The organism is Mycobacterium sp. NGS67 (assembly GCF_059812185.1).
In genome coordinates this window covers 87,335-102,827 of record NZ_JCALCF010000017.1, presented here as the reverse complement: position 1 = coordinate 102,827, position 15,493 = coordinate 87,335, and the positions used below count along the sequence as shown (strand labels likewise).

Here is a 15,493-nt window from a genome sequence, read left to right as displayed (position 1 = left end):
GGGACGCCGCTGGCGGGGTGTCCGGTCATCGGACGTGCCGGGCGAGGAAGTCCAGAACAGCCCCCGCGAACACGTCATTGCGGTCGCCGGCGACCATGTGTCCCGCACCCCGCACGTCGGTGAATTCGACCTGCGGGAAACGTGCGAGGAACTCGTCGGCGCGCTCTTGGCTGACCAAATCGCTCACCTGCCCGCGCACCAGCAGCATTGGCAGACCGGTGCGCAAGATCGCTTCCACAGCGGCATGCATGCGGTCGGCGTCGGTGACCTCGAAGGGCGGGAAAGCCGCTGTGCCGCTGATGAACTGGGGATCCCAGTGCCAGTACCAGCGGTCGCCGCGGCGGCGCAGATTGGTGGTCAGCCCGTCCAGGTCGGTAGGTCGAGGGCGGTGCGGGTTGTACTCGGCGATGGCGTCGGCGACCTCCTCGAGTGAGGCGAATCCCGATTCCACCCGGTCGGACATGAAGGCGTGTATGCGGTCCGCCCCCGATTGCTCCATGTTCGGCACGATGTCGACGAGCACCACGGCACTGGCGATACCCGGGGCGATCTCGCCGGCCAGCAGCATCGAGGTGAACCCGCCCAGCGAAGCGCCGACCAACACCGGATCCGGCGGCAGATCGCGCAGCACCTCGACGACGTCGGCGGCGAAGGTGACCACGCGGTAGTCGCCTTCCTCGGACCAGTCCGACTCACCGTGGCCCCGCAGGTCGACCGTGACGGCCTGAAATCCGCGCTGTGCCACGGCTGCCGCCGCCCGGCCCCACGAACGTCGGGTCTGCCCGCCGCCGTGCAAGAACACCACGGCACGCGCCCGCGGGTCGCCTTGGCGGTCGGAGACGATGCGAACACCACCCGGTCCGTGGGTAACAAACGGTTGCGCTGCCGTCGCCATCAACGAATGGTAAGACGCCCTAACTGGAACGCGTTACAGTACGTGCCCGCCGATCCTGCAGTCGGCGCACGATACCCAGCCGTTCCCCGTCGCGTCCCGGTGCGAACAGCGGGATGACGACCGCCGCGACGGCGACGATGAGGGCCAGGACGGCGTAGGACGAACTGCTCGCCGACACGAACGCCTCCCTGCTGCGCTCGGCGAGCTGAAGCCCGTGCGGTCCCAGTTGCTGGGCGACGGCCAGCGCCTTGGACAGCGAATCCGATGCCGGCCCGCGCAGTTGGTCGGGATAGTCGCCGAGGGCGGTCGCGATGTGGTGGCTGTAGCTCCCCGCGAGGATGGAACCGGCCAGCGCGATACCCAGCGCACCGCCCACCTCGCGGGTCGCGTCGTTGACCGCGGACGCCACGCCCTGTTTCTGGTCCGGCGCGGCCGACATTATCGCCGAAGTCGTTGGCGCCGTTGCCAATCCGAACCCGGTCGCAATCACCATGAGCGGCCAGCACACCTGCAGATACGACGAGTCGGCGTCCAGCATGCACATACACAGGAAGCCGACCGAGACCAGCACCATGCTGGCGAACACCACCACCCGTAGTCCCAGCTTGGGGACGTACCACGACGACAGCGCCGAGAGCGTCAGCAACGGTAAACCCATGGGGCTCAAGGCAATCGCGGCCACCAGCGCGGAGTAACCCTTGACCTGCTGCAGGTACTGCACCACCAGGAAGAAGAGCGCGAAGGTGGCCATGAACACGACCGTGATGGCGGCCGCGCCGGTGCCGAAGTTCGGGTTGCCGAACAACCGGATGTCGAGCAGCGGCTGGGGCCGCCGGAGCTCGATCCAGCCGAACACGACCGCAAGCACCGATCCGGCGATCAGACAACCGAAGACCCGCGGATCGCTCCAACCGTGTGCGGGTGCCTGCAGGATGCCGAACACGAATACCGCCACCGCCGCCCCGATGGTCAGCGCACCTGGCACGTCCAAGCGCGGGGCGTGGGCATCGCGGGACTCGGCGATCGTCAGGGTCGCCGCGAAAACCACCAGTCCGCCGATGGCCAGCGTCCAGAAGATCGACCGCCAGTCGAAGAACTCGATCAGCAACCCGGTACCGATCAAACCGAACAGACCCGCCGTCCCGGCGACCCCGGCCCAGATTCCCACCGCCTTGGTGCGCGCTTCCGGCGGGTAGGCGACGGTCAACAACGACAACGTCGCCGGCATGACGAACGCCGCTCCCGCTCCGGCCAGCCCGCGCGCGGCGATGATCTGCACCGGACTGTCGAAGACCAGCGGCGCGGCCGATGCGATCGCGAAGATCGCCACGCCGACCAGTAGGGCGCTGCGCCGGCCGTACCTGTCGCCGATGGCCCCGGCAGGCAGCAGCAGGCACGCCAGCAACAGCGTGTAACTGTCCACTATCCAGGTCAGCTGCGTCTGGGTGGCCGCGGTCGCCAACGCGATGTCGCTGAGCGCGGTGTTCAGCGAAACCATCGACGCGATGACGAGCGCGACGCCCGTGCACGCGATGAACAATGTCCAGCTTCGGCGCCCGCGGGAACCTTGCGTGAACGCGTCGGGGGGTGATTGTTCGGACCGGTTCAGGGTTCTGACCGCGAAATCAGTCATCGGCCCGCTTCCTCTTGTTGGACAGGAGCTAAACAAGACTGTCAGTCTCTGAACGAGACTAGTAGTCTCAGTACCCGCCCGACTACTCGCGGAAACAGATCAGGTTCGTGAACCGCCGGGCACTCGATCCCTCAGCCACCGAACGATCCTGCTCACCGGATTACCCGACGAGCGCTGGGAATCCTTGATCCTGTTCAGGGTCTGCTCGCCCTCCGCGGCGTAATCCTTGACCGTTTCGTCGCCTTCTTCAGCGCGCATCTACCAATGCCTCCGTTCTCGTTCGTATCGACCTAGCCCGGCGTCAAACGCTCGGGCGGATCTTGTGGCGTCAGTCGCTCCGGGGACTCGGCCGGCCTCAACCTCTCCGGCGTTTCCGCGGGCGTGATCCGTTCGGGTGTCTCTTGCGGCGTGCCCCGCTCGGGTGTCTGGGGTTCGTCGGTCACTGACCACACCTCCCTTCGCCAGGTTTGCCTACCCGCGTCAGGTGCGTTTCAAAACAGAGGTAACCGGCGTCTCATCCGCCGTCATCTCATCCGCCGGTGCGGGTGAACTTCATGTCGTACGGGCCGCCCTTACAGGAGCTGCCGGATTCATCTTTGGTACCGCTACCGGTAAGCAGCGTGATCGGATCCTGAGCCGGCTCCGGGAGCGGGAAGTCGCCCTTGATCCGCACGTGCGAGGTGCCGCCGGCCGGACAGGCGGCATCGTATTCGTCGTCCCGGATCCAGGCGTTATCGGCGAACAGCAGCAGCTGGGTCCCGCTGGACCCGTTCCGGACGAATCGGCTGTTACACCGGTCGCCGGTGCGCAGACAGAAGGTGTCCACGTTGTAGTCGGCTTCCTGCGGTTTCGGGGCGTTCGGGCCGGTGTAGGTGGTCAGCAGGTGGTAGAAGCCGTGCAGTGCCTGACCTGGGGACACCACCCTGGCCGGCAGCTCAGCGGGGTTGGCCAGGCTGGACAGATCCGCGTCGCCGCTGCGGGTGAACGTCACCGTTCGTTTGCTGTAGCAATCCAGCGAGTCGGTGATCCATTCACCGACCATCGTCCCGTCGGCATGTGGCTGCAGCCAGACGTAGTTCCACTTCTCGATGCTCTTGTCGTTGCATTTGCCACCTTCCAGGGCGACAGCGATCCAGCGGCCCCGAACGTCGTCGAAGATCAGTTTCGGCGTGTGGTTGTAGAGTCCGTCGGTTCGTTGCGCGGTGGCGACGCACTCGGTCCCGTTGGCGTTGCACGCCGAACGCAGCAGCCAGGTCTCCTGGCCCGGCGGCTCGGAGTTGGGCACCTCCTTGCCGGCCAACGAGACCTTGGGACCGAAGTCCGCGGTGTAGGTGCCGGTGAACGGGCCGCTGTCGGTGAGCTGGGTCGGTTGGGCGGCGCCGGAATGCTCGGTGGTGTGCCCGGAGCTGCCGGTGCTGCCGCCACCGCCGGTCAACACGACCGCGGCGACGACAACGATGACGGTCAGCAGCACCCCCGCACCGGCCAGGATCAGCGGCGTACGGCGCCGTTTCGGGGGCGGCTTGTCGGGGCCGGCCTTCTCCTCGGGCACCGCCTGAAACGGGACCGGCGTGGCCGGCTCACTTGTCGCACGGTACTGAGTGGCGTCGTCGCTGCTCGGGACATACGGGACCGGATCGGCGGCCGGGCGGCGCTGGGTCGGATCGGTGGGGGGCCGGCGCAGACTCGGATCCGGGCCCGGCCGCTGCGCGGGGGCCGGCCGCTGGTGGCCGGGGTCGGGGCCGGGGCCGGCCGGGCGGTACTGGTTCGGGTCACTCGGCGGCCGGTACGGGGCAGGCCCACCAGGCGGGCGGCGCTGGTCCGGCGGGGGACGTCGCTGCCCCTGGTCGACGCGTCCGGGTCCACGGCCCGGTGGCGGCTGCCGCGGCGGACCGGGCGGCGGTGGGGCCAGCTGGGTCCGTTGCTGCACCGGTTCGGGCCGGCGCAGCGGAATGGGCCGGGTCCCGGTGACCGCCTCCCGCGCCGCCGCCGCCATCTCGGTCACCGTCGGGTAGCGCTGATCAGGGCTTTTGGCCATCGCGGTGGCCACCACGTTGTCCAGCTCTTCGGGGATACCGCGACGCATGGTCGACGGCCTCGGCGGCGGCAGACTCAGATGGCCGCCGATCTGTTGTTCCAGGCTGTTCCCGGGGAACGGCTGCTCGCCCGTCAGGCACTCGTGCAGTACGCATCCGAGTGCGTAGGTGTCGCCACGTGGATCGGTCTGGCCGCTGGTCACCCGCTCCGGTGCCATATAGGCCCAGGTACCGATCACGTTGCCGGTGCCGGTCATGTGCGAATCCCCCGCCGAGCGGGCGATGCCGAAATCGATCAGATAGGCGAAGTCGTCTTCGGTGACCAGGATGTTGGACGGCTTGACGTCGCGGTGCACCAACCCGATCCGGTGCGCGGAACGCAGCGCGGAGGCGATCTGCTCGATGATGTTGACCGCACGTTCTGGTTCGAGCGCCCCTTCGGCGATGATCGCCTGCAGATCTCGGCCGACGACGAGGCGCATGTCGACATAGAGACGACCCTCGATCTCGCCGAAATGGTGGATCGGCACCACGTGCGGGTCGTTGAGGCCTGCCGCCGCCAGCGCTTCCCGGCGGAAACGCTGTTCGAAGGTGGGGTCGTTGGCCAGATTGGCGGGCAGCACTTTCACGGCAACGACGCGCTGGGTCTCAGTGTCGTAGGCGCGCCAGACCTCGCCCATGCCGCCGCGGCCCAGCAGCTCGATGAACCGGTAGCGGCCGAAGGTCGTGCCCTGCACTCCGCCCCCTCAAGCGAACTTTGGTAGGTCAACAGTAGAGCCGCGCGGGCCGGCGCGCCCACTGGTTACTTAGCTAAGCACGAAATGGGGAACGCGGGATAGCTCGTCCGCCTGCTGAAACCCGCGGCGGCGGGACCTCGCGCCGCGATTACAGCGCGCTGATTCCGTTGTGCAGCACCATGGCACCGATCAACACCAGGACGACGGCCAGCATTGCGGCGTGGTTGGTCTCCATCCAGTCCTTGAGCCGGGTGAGCTTGTCGTCCAGACGGTCGCCGGCGCTGAGGTAGCCCACGATGGGGATGGCGACCGTCGAGGCCGAGAGAACGACGAAGACCGCGGCGAAGAACCACTTTCCGCCGACATCCAGCGGGCTGGTTCCGATGGCCAGCCCGCCCGCCAGGCACAGCAGCGACACCTCGAGCCGCACCACGGTCAGCACCAGGGCGACGATGCCGGCACGCCTGGGGCTGATGGTGTCGAACGCCCGCATCCACCGCGGCGTCGCGGATTCCCGGTTTCGGGTCAGCCAGCGGTAGACGCCGAACAGGATCAGCACCGAGCCCAGCACCACCCGCAACCAGGAAGCCCAGGTCGGCGGCGCTTTGTGCAGGCCGGCGAAAAGACCGGAGCCGGTGACGAAAATCCCGGTCAGCGCCGCCAGGCCCAACACCCAGCCGCCGAGGAACGCCAGAGCCGTCGGTCGCGGCCGCGGGGCGTGCAAAACCAGCACCGCGGGGATGATCGTCAACGGCGAGACCGCGATGACCAGGGCCAGCGGGACGAGCTTGGCAAGCAATGACGTCCAGATTCCTGTCACGGGCAGCAATCTTCGCATTGAACCTCCGGACCGGCACCGAACGGGCGCGGATGAGTGTCGCCGCCGCAAACGTCCGATCCGGGAGCGCCGCGTGCGATGATCCGGCACGGTGGGCTTTCTGCTCCGGCAAAGCTCCGGCGGAGGAGGATTCACGTGGCAAGTCAGGTGCATCTCGGGCACATTTTCCATCTCTCCGGTGCGCCGCTGGTGACCGATGCGGCCGCCGCTCTGGTGTCGATTCCCGACGGCGCGTTGGTGATTGGCGACGACGGCCGTGTTGCGTTCTGCGGAGAACGAGAGGACATCCCGGATCGGTATCGGACCGGGCCGGTGTCCGATCATCGGCCCGGGTTCCTGCTGCCGGGTTTCGTGGACACCCATGTGCACTTCCCGCAGACCTACGCCGGCGCCTCCTACGGCGGCGGTCAGCTGTTGGAGTGGCTGACGCTGTGCATGTACCCGTCCGAATCCCGTTACGCCGATCCGGCTTTCGCGCGACGGGCGGCGGCCGAGTTCTGCGACCGCCGCATCGCGGTGGGCACGACGGCGGCGATGGTGTTCGGATCCGCGTTCCCGCACGCCCAGGACGCGCTGTTCGAGGAGACCGCGCGCCGCGGTCTGCGGATCGTCAGCGGACGCGGCATCCAGACCGGCGGTCCCGCGGCGGCCGCTGCGCTGATCACGTCGGAAGACGACGCCATCCGGCTGACCAGAGCCGAGATCGACAAGTGGCACGCGGCCGACACCGGGGACGTGCGCACCGCGCGCCTGCACGTCGCCATCGTTCCGAGGTTCTCCCTGGCGGTCAGCACACGAACGTTGAAAAGCCTCGGCGAACTGTATGACTCGGTGCGCGACGACGGTGTGTACTTCCACAGCCACCTCAACGAGAACAACCGTCCCGGCACCGGCGAGGTCGACGAGACCAAGGACGCCTATCAGGTCCACTCCTACCTGGACACCTACGACGGCAGGTTCCTGCCGGGGTCGGCCGTCGGCGGGTCGAGCATGCTCGGGCGACGCAGCATCATGGCGCACGCGGTGCACTGTCAGGACGTCGAACTGGCGCGGATGGCCGAGACCGGCACCTCGATCGCGCACTGCCCGATCTCCCAGCAGTTCCTGGGATCGGGCACGATGCCGTGGCTGCGGACGGTTGCGTCGGGCGTGAACATCTCCGCCGGGACGGACTTCGGCGGCGGCGACGAGTGGCTCATTCCCCAGGTGGTCGGGGCGGCGTTCAAGGTGCACATCTCCGAGCCGGGCGACGCGGGTGTGTCGATGCATCCGGCGCAAATGCTGTTCCTGGGAACCTTCGGCGGTGCGCGGGCACTGGACATGGAGGACCGCTTCGGCAACTTCGACGTCGGCAAAGAAGCCGACTTCGTGGTGGTCGACCCGCGCCGTACGCCGGCGCTGGAAGCCTCGCTGAGTCATGGGGTGCGGGCCGACGATCCGGTCATGGCGCGGGACCAGACGCTGTTCGGGTTGCTGATGGGGATTCGCGAGACGTCGATCGCGGGGACGTATGTGCAGGGACGACGGCTGGAGTGACGGGACCTGTCGGCTGCCTGACGCTCGTAGACCTCGCGGGAGCTGGTGACAGACACCCGTCAAGGCCGCGCCGGAATCACTAGACTGCGTGAAGTGCACACCCTGGGCGAAGCGAGGTCCGCGTTCGGATGAGAGCGTCGCTGGTGATCGGGATCGTCGCGGTGGTGGTGATCGCGGCGCTGGCCATGCCGATCAAGCAGCGCTGCGGTGCGCCGGGGCGCATCTGCGCCACCGCGGTGGACGCTGAGGGCGGCGTGCATTACTACTACGAAGTCGAACCGTTCGGGGTATTCATGATCGAGGTCATGACCGGAGTCGATATCCCGGTGTATTACACCTCCGGCGAGGAGATCGAGAGGGCCCGATGAACGCACGTATCGCGGGGCTGGTCGCGGTGGCGATGATGCTCGGTGGCTCCCTGGCGGCAGTACCGGTACCCGACGTGGCCCTGGTGACCACCAGCGAGAACTTCTGCGGAGCAAGCTACCTGTGCCCGGCCGATCCCCCAGCCGACGGCGGCGACCAGGCCACCGCGGAGCGCCGGATCATCGACGGCTATGTCGCCAAGCAGGCCGGTTGCACCCCGGACTCACCGGCAGATCCGCGGTCGGTCACCTGGGATCCGCCCGGCTTCACACCCAACACCGGGGGTGCCGGAAACATCAACGACAGCAATCCGGGCCTGGGCGGCCATTTCGTGGCCGACTACGTCAACGGCCGCTGGCACATCGACTATCAGTACTGCTGACTCACCTGCGCGGCGAACTGCATCCGGCCGAGCCGGGTTTGGCGAATTGCAGCCAGAACGTACGGCTGGCCGAAAATTGCCGCCGAGACGCTTCTGACCTGGTAAGCGGGTGAGTCTGCCCACATCGTTACAACTGGAGTGGGAGCTCCGCAGCAATCTGCCGCATACTGGACGTCATGCCTTTGACGACTGCACCGCAAACCGCTGGCCGGGGGCCAGCCGGTTGGCTGGTGGTTGGTCGAGGGCGGTAGTGGCGCGTTCCGGCGGTGCGCACCGGCACCGTGCCGTCAAGCAGCCGTCGAAAATCCGCAGACGGCTGTCGCGGACCTTGATGACCCTCGCCTCGGCGATAGCCGTGGGGATGACCGGGGCGGGCTACTGGGTGGCCCACGGCGCGCTGGGCGGCATCACGATTTCGCGGGCGCTGACCGCCGAGGACCCGCGGTCCACCGGCAACAACATGAACATCCTGTTGATCGGGCTGGACTCCCGCAAAGACCAGGAAGGCAACGACCTGCCCTGGTCGATCCTCAAACATCTGCATGCCGGCGACTCCGACCAGGGCGGCTACAACACCAACACGCTGATCCTGGTGCACGTCAGCGCGGACGGAAAAGTCGTCGCCTTCTCGATCCCCCGGGACGACTGGGTGGCCTTCAACGGCGTTCCGGGATACAACCACATCAAGATCAAGGAGGCGTACGGGCTGACCAAGCAGTACGTCGCCAACCAGCTCGCCAACCAGGGCTCGATCTCGCAGCGCGAACTCGAGGCCCGTGGCCGAGAAGCGGGCCGTGCGGCAACCCTGCGCGCGGTGCGCAGCCTGACCGGCGTCCCGATCGATTATTTCGCCGAGATCAACCTGGCCGGCTTCTACGACCTGGCCCAGACGCTGGGCGGCGTCGACGTATGCCTGAACCATCCCGTCTACGACTCGTACTCCGGGGCCGACTTCCCGGCCGGGCGGCAGCGTCTCGACGCTTCCCAGGCGTTGTCGTTCGTCCGGCAACGGCACGGCCTGGAAAACGGGGACCTGGACCGCACGCACCGTCAGCAGGCGTTTTTGTCCTCGGTCATGCACGATCTGCAGAGTTCGGGCACATTCACCGACCTCGATCGGCTGAACAGCCTGATGGCGGTGGCCCGCAAGGACGTGGTGCTGTCCGCCGGCTGGGACGAGAGCCTGTTCCGCCGCATGGGCGAACTTGCCGGCGGCAACGTCGAGTTCCGGACGCTGCCGGTGGTGCGCTACGACAACATCGACGGTGCCGACGTCAACATCATCGACCCGGCCGCGATCAAAGCGGAGATCGCCGCGGCGATCGGGACCGCGCCGGCCCCGTCCGCCGCTCCGGTCACCACCAGCGCCAAACCCAATCCGTCGACCGTCGTCGACGTGGTCAACGCCGGCGCCATCAGCGGCATGGCCACTCAGCTGTCCAGCGCGTTGAAGAAGCGCGGCTTCACCGCGGGGCAGGTCCGCGACCGCCAGGCGGGGGACCCGACGACCACCACAATCCAGTACGGCAGCGGTGCGGAAGCCGAGGCGCAGAGTCTGGCCACGCTGCTGGGCGTCGACGCCGCCAAACAGCCGGACACCAGCGTCGCACCGGGTCACGTCCGGGTGACCGTGGACACCAACTTCTCGCTGCCGGCCGCCGAAGAGACCACCGCCTCTGCGTCGACCACGTCCACCACGACGACCACGTCCAGCGGCTATTACTACAACGGCGCTTTCACTCCTTACCCCACGCCGGATCGCGGCAAGCCGATCGACGGCGGCGGCGTGCCCTGCGTCAACTAGCCGCGTTTCCGGTCACGCTGGCGTGACGCTCGGCGCTCAACGCCACTCTGGCGTGACGCTCGACGCTCAACGCCACTCTGGCGTGACGCTCGACACTCAACGCTCGACGCTCGACGCTCGACGCTCAACGCCACTCTGGCGTGACGCTCGGCGCTCAACGCCACGCTGGCGTGACGCTCGGCGAAGCGAGCTAAGCGTGCGTGCCGCCGTCGATGCGGATCTCGGTACCGCTGATGAACGCGCCGTCCTCGGAGACCAGCATCGCGATGACCCCGGCGACGACGGCCGGGTCGGCCATACCGGTGCCGCTGGAGGTTTCCGTGGTGGGCAGGATCGGCAGCAGCCTGCCGAACAACGACCAGTTGGCGTCCTTGGGGATGTAGCCGCCGGTGGCGTCGGTGATGCCGGTTTTGATGCTGCCCGGCGCAACACACACCGCGCGCAGCCCGGCGGCGGCGTACTCCAGCGCCAGCGAGTGGGTGAACGCCTGCACGCCGCCCTTGCTGGCGGCGTAGGCCGCCATGTACGGATGGGCGAAGGTCGCCGAGGTGGAGCTGAAGTTCACCACGGAGCTGCGGGCGTTCTCCAGCAGCGCCGGCAGCGCTTCGCGGACCACCAGGAACGTTCCCGTCAGGTTGACGGCGAGGATTTGGTGCCACAGATCGAGGCCGGTCTGGTGGGTGTGGGCGGCGCGCAGAATCCCGGCCGCGTTGACCACGGAGTCCAGGCCGCCGAGCGTCTCGACGGCCGAACGCACCCCGTCGACCACCGAGCGCTCGTCGGCGACGTTCATCTCGAGCACGGTGAGACGGTCGCTGGACAGGGCCCCCAGCCCCTCGGTGGCGATGTCGGCGCCTACCACCAGCGCGCCCTCGTCGAGAAGCCGGGACGCCGTGGCCCGGCCGATGCCCGACCCGGCGCCGGTCACCAGGATCCGTCGGCCGTCCAGGCGCTGCATTCAGACCACGCCGCGCAGCGCGTCGGCGCCGAACATCTGTTCCATCATCGACGAGTAGTCCGGACCGCGACGCACCATGTGTCCGCCGTCGACGTTGATGCACTGCCCGGTGATGAAGCTGGCGGCATCGCTGAGCAGGAACATGGCCAGGTTCGCCACGTCCTCGACCTCACCGACCCGCGGCAGCGGTGTACACAGCGCATAGTCGCCGCTGATCTCCGGTGACTGGATGACGCTGGCGTCGACCAGATCGGTACGGATCAGGCCGGGACGGATGCTGTTCGCGCGCACCCACGACGCCCCGAGTTCGTCGGCGGCCAGCTGCATCATGTGGTCGATGGCCGACTTGGTGACGCCGTACGGCCCGAACCAGCGGTGGGTGTTGCTGGCGGCGATGGACGAGATCGCCACGAACGACCCGCCCCCGCCGCGCACCAACTCCCGCGCGACGTGCTTGAGCACGTACATGGTGCCGTTGACGTTCAGGTCGACCGTGCGGCGCCAGGCCTCCGAGTCGGTGTGGGTGAGGGGCCCGATGGTCAGCGAACCGCCAGCGCTGTGCACGGCGCCGTGCAGCCGGCCGTGCCAGGCCGTCGCGGCGTCGACCGCCCGGGTGACCTCGTCTTCGTTGGTGACATCGGCGGGTTCGTAGCGGATCGAGCCGGGCAGTTGCAGCCCCTCGATCTCCTCGACGGCTTCGGCCAGCCGGTCGGCGCTGCGGCCCACGATCAGCACGGACGCCCCACCGTCCACCAGTCCGGTCGCTACCGCCTTGCCGATACCGCTTCCCCCGCCGGTGACCAGATACGTCCGGTCCTGAAAAGAAAGCTGCACTGAGATCCCTTTCGGTGAGTTACGGCTGATCGCGGCGCGCGACCTGGGTCGGTCGAGCGGTGCGCCAATCCTCGACGTCGGGCGGCAGACCGACAGGCGCTCTGTTCTCGTTGTGGGCGGCCCAGTGCGCGTGACCGAGCTCATGGATGTGGAACGCGTGCCGCAGCGCCTCGGTGAATCCCATTGCGTCCGACGCCGCGTTGACCGACGCCTTCACCAGTAGCGAGGCCATCGTCGGCCGCTCGGCGATGCGCCGCGCGAATTCCAGTGTCTTCTCGTCGAGTTCGTCGACCGGGAAGACCTTGGACACCATGCCCAGTCGGTAGGCTTCGTCGGCGTCCAGCGAATCACCGGTCAGCAGCAGCTCTTTGGCCTTACGCGCCCCGAATTCCCAAGGGTGGGCATAGTATTCGACGCCCGGCATACCCAGACGCACCGCGACCACGTCGCTGAACTTCGCGTTGTCGGCCGCGACGATCAGATCGCAGGCCCAGATCAGCATCAGCCCCGCCGAGATCGCGTTGCCCTGCACCTGGGCGATGGTGATCTTGCGCAGATCGCGCCAGCGGGTGGTGTTCTCGAAGAAGAAGTGCCATTCCTGGTGATACAGCTTCTCCACGATCGGCTCCAGGGTGGCGCCGTAGGCGCGGAACGTGGGGTGCTGCGTCGGTCCCGGTTTGCGCTCGGCCAGCGCCGCCTCAGAACCCAGATCGTGACCGGCGGAGAAGTTGCGCCCGCGCGCACCCAGGATGATCACCCGCACCGTGTCGTCGGCCTCGGCGCGCAGGAAAGCCTCGTCCAGCTGGACCAGCAGGGTGCGGTTCTGCGCGTTGTGTTCGGCGGGCCGGTTCAACCAGATCCGCGCGATGCGTCCCTCGTCGAGGGTTTCGTAGGCCACCAGCTCGGGGGGCTCGTAGGCCTGTGCTTCGGCGCTGTCCTGATCGGAGAGTGTCATTGGGCCCACCTCACATTGTCACGGGCTAGGTGTTTACACATTACGGACAGTCTGTAGCGGACCATCGCTGGGGCCAACGTGACGTCGAGCGGCCGAGCGTGCGCAGAATGCCGGCCCGTCCGGCCTGTCCGCGGACATCTGTGCACCCTCACCGGAAGCAGACAACGGATGCTCATGGCGAGCTGCAACGTGACGTCCCTTACAGTTGTGGGATGCCTACTAAGACCGACCATGGCGAAATCGGCGACGTGGAACCGCTGGCCGACAGCACCGCGAGCCAGGCCCGACGCGTTGTCGCCGCCTACGCCAACGACGCCGACGAGTGCCGCGTCTTCTTGTCCATGCTCGGTATTGGGCCGGCGAAGCTCGACGGCTAATGGCTGCCAGAGGCGGCCGTACCTCCAAAGCGCCCCCCTCCGCCGGCTACGGCGACTCTGACTTCGTCGTCGTCGCCAACCGCCTGCCGGTCGATCAGGAACGGCTCCCCGACGGCACCACCAGCTGGAAACGCAGCCCGGGCGGCCTGGTCACCGCCTTGGAGCCGTTGCTGCGCAAACGGCGCGGCGCCTGGATCGGCTGGCCCGGCGTGGTGGATTCCGATATCGATACCCAGGATGCTCCGATCGTCCAGGACGACCTTCAGCTCTATCCGGTCCGGCTGAGCGCCGAGGACGTCGCGGACTACTACGAAGGCTTTTCCAACGCCACCCTGTGGCCGCTGTACCACGACGTCATCGTCAAGCCGATCTACCACCGCACCTGGTGGGAACGCTATGTCGACGTCAACCGCCGGTTCGCCGAAGCCACTTCCCGGGCCGCCGCCAAGGGCGGCACCGTCTGGGTGCAGGACTACCAGCTGCAGCTGGTGCCCAAGATGCTGCGCGAACTGCGCCCGGATCTGACGATCGGTTTCTTCCTCCACATTCCGTTCCCGCCGGTGGAATTGTTCATGCAGTTGCCCTGGCGCACCGAGATCATCGAAGGGCTGCTGGGGGCCGACCTGGTGGGCTTCCACCTGGCCGGCGGTGCCCAGAACTTCCTGATCCTGTCGCGGCGGTTGATGGGGGCCGAGACCTCACGCGGCGCTGTCGGGGTGCGCTCCCGTTTCGGTGAAGTGCAGTTCGAGAACCGCAACATCCGGGTAGGCGCCTTCCCCATCTCCATCGACTCCGGCGCGCTGGACCAGGCCGCGCGCGACCGCAACATCAAACGCCGCGCCCGCGAGATCCGGGCCGAGCTGGGCAACCCCCGCAAGATCTTGCTGGGTGTGGACCGGCTGGACTACACCAAGGGCATCGACGTGCGGCTCAAGGCGCTCGACGAGTTGCTCGCCGAAGGGCGCGCAAAACGCGACGACACCGTGCTGATCCAGCTGGCCACACCCAGCCGCGAGCGCGTGGAGAGCTACCAGATTCTGCGCAACGACATCGAGCGTCAGGTCGGCCACATCAACGGCGAGTACGCCGAAGTCGGCCATCCGGTGGTGCACTACCTGCACCGGCCGGTCCCGCGTGATGAACTCGTCGCGTTCTTCGTGGCCAGCGACGTCATGCTGGTCACCCCGTTGCGCGACGGCATGAACCTGGTCGCCAAGGAGTACGTCGCCTGCCGCAGCGACCTGGGCGGCGCCCTGGTGCTGTCGGAATTCACCGGTGCCGCAGCCGAATTGCGGCAGGCTTATCTGGTCAACCCGCACGACCTCGAACGCGTCAAGGATGCGATCGAGGCGGCACTCAACCAGTCCGAGGAAGAGGGTCGGCGCCGGATGCGGGCACTGCGGCGCCAGGTGCTCGCCCACGACGTGGACCGCTGGGCCAGGGCGTTTCTGGACGCACTGACCGAATCGCGTCCCGACGGCTCTGACTGAACCCATGGTGTTGCCGCCGAAACGCTGTGATACTCAGATGCAGCAAGAGCACGGTAGAGGAGTTTGATGTGAGAATCCGTCGCGGACTTGCCGTCGGCGCCGTCGCCAGCGCGACTGTCGCAGTAGGAATGGCGTTGGATTCCGACAGCCCTGCCTACGCGCTCGGGCCGCCGGCCGACGGTAACTATGCCCTCAACGAGGCCGGGGTGTCCGGTGCTGTCTGGGCGATCACGACGTTGTGCGCTCAGCCGTCGGGAACCCGCAATATGAACGACTATTCGGACCCGATCGTGATAGCGATGAACTGCGCACTGAACGTGGTCGCCACGACTCCGGCGAACAACACCCGCGCCGAGCATATCCAGAACTTCAGCGGGCGGGCCCGGATGAGCAGCATGCTGTGGAGCTTCGATGTGAAGAAATCGGAAGGCATTGCGTGCCCGGGCGGCGGATTCGCCGCAACCAACGAAACTTACGCGTTCAGCGACGAGACCATGAGCGGCACCCACACGATCCTCAACGACGCGGTGTGCGGCCTCCAGCCGGGTATGCGCAAGGAACCGTTCTCGCTGGCGTTGACCGGACCGGCGCCCAGCCCCGTCGAGCGTTACCCCTTGCGGTGCAACGAAATTGCAATTTGTTTCTGAGATCG

16 protein-coding genes are annotated in these 15,493 nt (G+C 67.3%); 7 read left to right on the top strand and 9 right to left on the bottom strand.

Annotated features, from left to right (window positions below; all coding sequences use genetic code 11):
* Window positions 1-25: 25 nt before the first annotated feature.
* The 6 genes from AC5Y4D_RS17195 to AC5Y4D_RS17170 form a co-directional block, all read right to left on the bottom strand.
* A complete protein-coding gene (locus AC5Y4D_RS17195; protein WP_500037704.1) occupies window positions 26-895 on the bottom strand; it encodes an alpha/beta fold hydrolase in 870 nt (289 codons plus the stop codon).
* A 19-nt stretch (window positions 896-914) separates the two neighbouring features.
* Window positions 915-2,528: an MFS transporter gene (locus AC5Y4D_RS17190; protein WP_500037703.1), complete on the bottom strand. Its 1,614-nt coding sequence runs from the start codon at window positions 2,526-2,528 to the stop codon at window positions 915-917.
* Window positions 2,529-2,627: 99 nt separating this feature from the next.
* Window positions 2,628-2,786 (bottom strand): hypothetical protein, encoded by a 159-nt coding sequence (locus tag AC5Y4D_RS17185; RefSeq protein ID WP_499943637.1) that lies wholly within the window; start codon window positions 2,784-2,786, stop codon window positions 2,628-2,630.
* A 32-nt stretch (window positions 2,787-2,818) separates the two neighbouring features.
* Window positions 2,819-2,971 carry a hypothetical protein gene (locus AC5Y4D_RS17180; RefSeq protein ID WP_500037702.1) on the bottom strand — a complete coding sequence of 51 codons (153 nt, stop codon included), beginning with the start codon at window positions 2,969-2,971 and terminating at the stop codon, window positions 2,819-2,821.
* Between the two features lie 86 nt (window positions 2,972-3,057).
* Entirely contained in the window at window positions 3,058-5,301 is a 2,244-nt protein-coding gene (locus AC5Y4D_RS17175) for a serine/threonine-protein kinase (protein ID WP_499943638.1), read from the bottom strand.
* A gap of 148 nt (window positions 5,302-5,449) precedes the next feature.
* Window positions 5,450-6,139 carry a GAP family protein gene (locus AC5Y4D_RS17170; protein ID WP_499943639.1) on the bottom strand — a complete coding sequence of 230 codons (690 nt, stop codon included), beginning with the start codon at window positions 6,137-6,139 and terminating at the stop codon, window positions 5,450-5,452.
* Between the two features lie 135 nt (window positions 6,140-6,274).
* Between AC5Y4D_RS17170 and AC5Y4D_RS17165 the strand changes: the two genes are divergently transcribed.
* The 4 genes from AC5Y4D_RS17165 to AC5Y4D_RS17150 all read left to right on the top strand — a co-directional run bounded on the left by AC5Y4D_RS17165 (window position 6,275) and on the right by AC5Y4D_RS17150 (window position 10,227).
* A complete protein-coding gene (locus tag AC5Y4D_RS17165) occupies window positions 6,275-7,675 on the top strand; it encodes an amidohydrolase family protein (protein WP_499943640.1) in 1,401 nt (466 codons plus the stop codon).
* 128 nt (window positions 7,676-7,803) lie between these two features.
* Window positions 7,804-8,043 carry a hypothetical protein gene (locus AC5Y4D_RS17160; protein ID WP_500037701.1) on the top strand — a complete coding sequence of 80 codons (240 nt, stop codon included), beginning with the start codon at window positions 7,804-7,806 and terminating at the stop codon, window positions 8,041-8,043.
* Window positions 8,040-8,423, top strand: coding sequence for an integrase (locus tag AC5Y4D_RS17155; protein ID WP_500037700.1), 384 nt, complete (start codon window positions 8,040-8,042; stop codon window positions 8,421-8,423). Before AC5Y4D_RS17160 ends, AC5Y4D_RS17155 begins: the two co-directional genes overlap by 4 nt.
* 250 nt (window positions 8,424-8,673) lie before the next feature.
* Entirely contained in the window at window positions 8,674-10,227 is a 1,554-nt protein-coding gene (locus AC5Y4D_RS17150) for an LCP family protein (protein WP_499943643.1), read from the top strand.
* 190 nt (window positions 10,228-10,417) lie between these two features.
* Here the strand turns inward: AC5Y4D_RS17150 and AC5Y4D_RS17145 are convergent, their stop codons facing one another.
* From AC5Y4D_RS17145 to AC5Y4D_RS17135, 3 genes are read right to left on the bottom strand one after another with little or no spacing between them, the layout of a single operon-like run.
* Window positions 10,418-11,185 (bottom strand): SDR family NAD(P)-dependent oxidoreductase, encoded by a 768-nt coding sequence (locus AC5Y4D_RS17145; protein ID WP_500037699.1) that lies wholly within the window; start codon window positions 11,183-11,185, stop codon window positions 10,418-10,420.
* Window positions 11,186-12,019, bottom strand: coding sequence for an SDR family oxidoreductase (locus AC5Y4D_RS17140; RefSeq protein WP_499943646.1), 834 nt, complete (start codon window positions 12,017-12,019; stop codon window positions 11,186-11,188).
* Window positions 12,020-12,038: 19 nt separating this feature from the next.
* Window positions 12,039-12,974: an enoyl-CoA hydratase gene (locus AC5Y4D_RS17135; RefSeq protein WP_499943647.1), complete on the bottom strand. Its 936-nt coding sequence runs from the start codon at window positions 12,972-12,974 to the stop codon at window positions 12,039-12,041.
* 212 nt (window positions 12,975-13,186) lie between these two features.
* On the opposite strand from AC5Y4D_RS17135, the gene AC5Y4D_RS17130 reads away from it, so the two are divergent.
* The 3 genes from AC5Y4D_RS17130 to AC5Y4D_RS17120 all read left to right on the top strand — a co-directional run bounded on the left by AC5Y4D_RS17130 (window position 13,187) and on the right by AC5Y4D_RS17120 (window position 15,488).
* Entirely contained in the window at window positions 13,187-13,351 is a 165-nt protein-coding gene (locus tag AC5Y4D_RS17130) for a hypothetical protein (protein ID WP_499943649.1), read from the top strand.
* Window positions 13,351-14,841, top strand: a complete 1,491-nt coding sequence (locus AC5Y4D_RS17125; protein WP_499943650.1) for an alpha,alpha-trehalose-phosphate synthase (UDP-forming) — start codon at window positions 13,351-13,353, stop codon at window positions 14,839-14,841. Before AC5Y4D_RS17130 ends, AC5Y4D_RS17125 begins: the two co-directional genes overlap by 1 nt.
* 68 nt (window positions 14,842-14,909) lie before the next feature.
* Window positions 14,910-15,488: a hypothetical protein gene (locus AC5Y4D_RS17120; RefSeq protein WP_500037698.1), complete on the top strand. Its 579-nt coding sequence runs from the start codon at window positions 14,910-14,912 to the stop codon at window positions 15,486-15,488.
* The last annotated feature ends 5 nt before the right edge of the window (window positions 15,489-15,493 follow it).

Excerpts from the sequence above, each read along its gene's own strand:
- AC5Y4D_RS17130 (WP_499943649.1), top strand. The coding sequence starts at position 13,187 with ATGCCTACTAAGACCGACCATGGCGAAATCGGCGACGTGGAACCGCTG.
- AC5Y4D_RS17125 (WP_499943650.1), top strand. The coding sequence starts at position 13,351 with ATGGCTGCCAGAGGCGGCCGTACCTCCAAAGCGCCCCCCTCCGCCGGC.
- AC5Y4D_RS17145 (WP_500037699.1), bottom strand. The coding sequence starts at position 11,185 with ATGCAGCGCCTGGACGGCCGACGGATCCTGGTGACCGGCGCCGGGTCG.
- AC5Y4D_RS17135 (WP_499943647.1), bottom strand. The coding sequence starts at position 12,974 with ATGACACTCTCCGATCAGGACAGCGCCGAAGCACAGGCCTACGAGCCC.
- AC5Y4D_RS17195 (WP_500037704.1), bottom strand. The coding sequence starts at position 895 with ATGGCGACGGCAGCGCAACCGTTTGTTACCCACGGACCGGGTGGTGTT.
- AC5Y4D_RS17170 (WP_499943639.1), bottom strand. The coding sequence starts at position 6,139 with ATGCGAAGATTGCTGCCCGTGACAGGAATCTGGACGTCATTGCTTGCC.
- AC5Y4D_RS17185 (WP_499943637.1), bottom strand. The coding sequence starts at position 2,786 with ATGCGCGCTGAAGAAGGCGACGAAACGGTCAAGGATTACGCCGCGGAG.
- AC5Y4D_RS17190 (WP_500037703.1), bottom strand. The coding sequence starts at position 2,528 with ATGACTGATTTCGCGGTCAGAACCCTGAACCGGTCCGAACAATCACCC.
- AC5Y4D_RS17155 (WP_500037700.1), top strand. The coding sequence starts at position 8,040 with ATGAACGCACGTATCGCGGGGCTGGTCGCGGTGGCGATGATGCTCGGT.
- AC5Y4D_RS17160 (WP_500037701.1), top strand. The coding sequence starts at position 7,804 with ATGAGAGCGTCGCTGGTGATCGGGATCGTCGCGGTGGTGGTGATCGCG.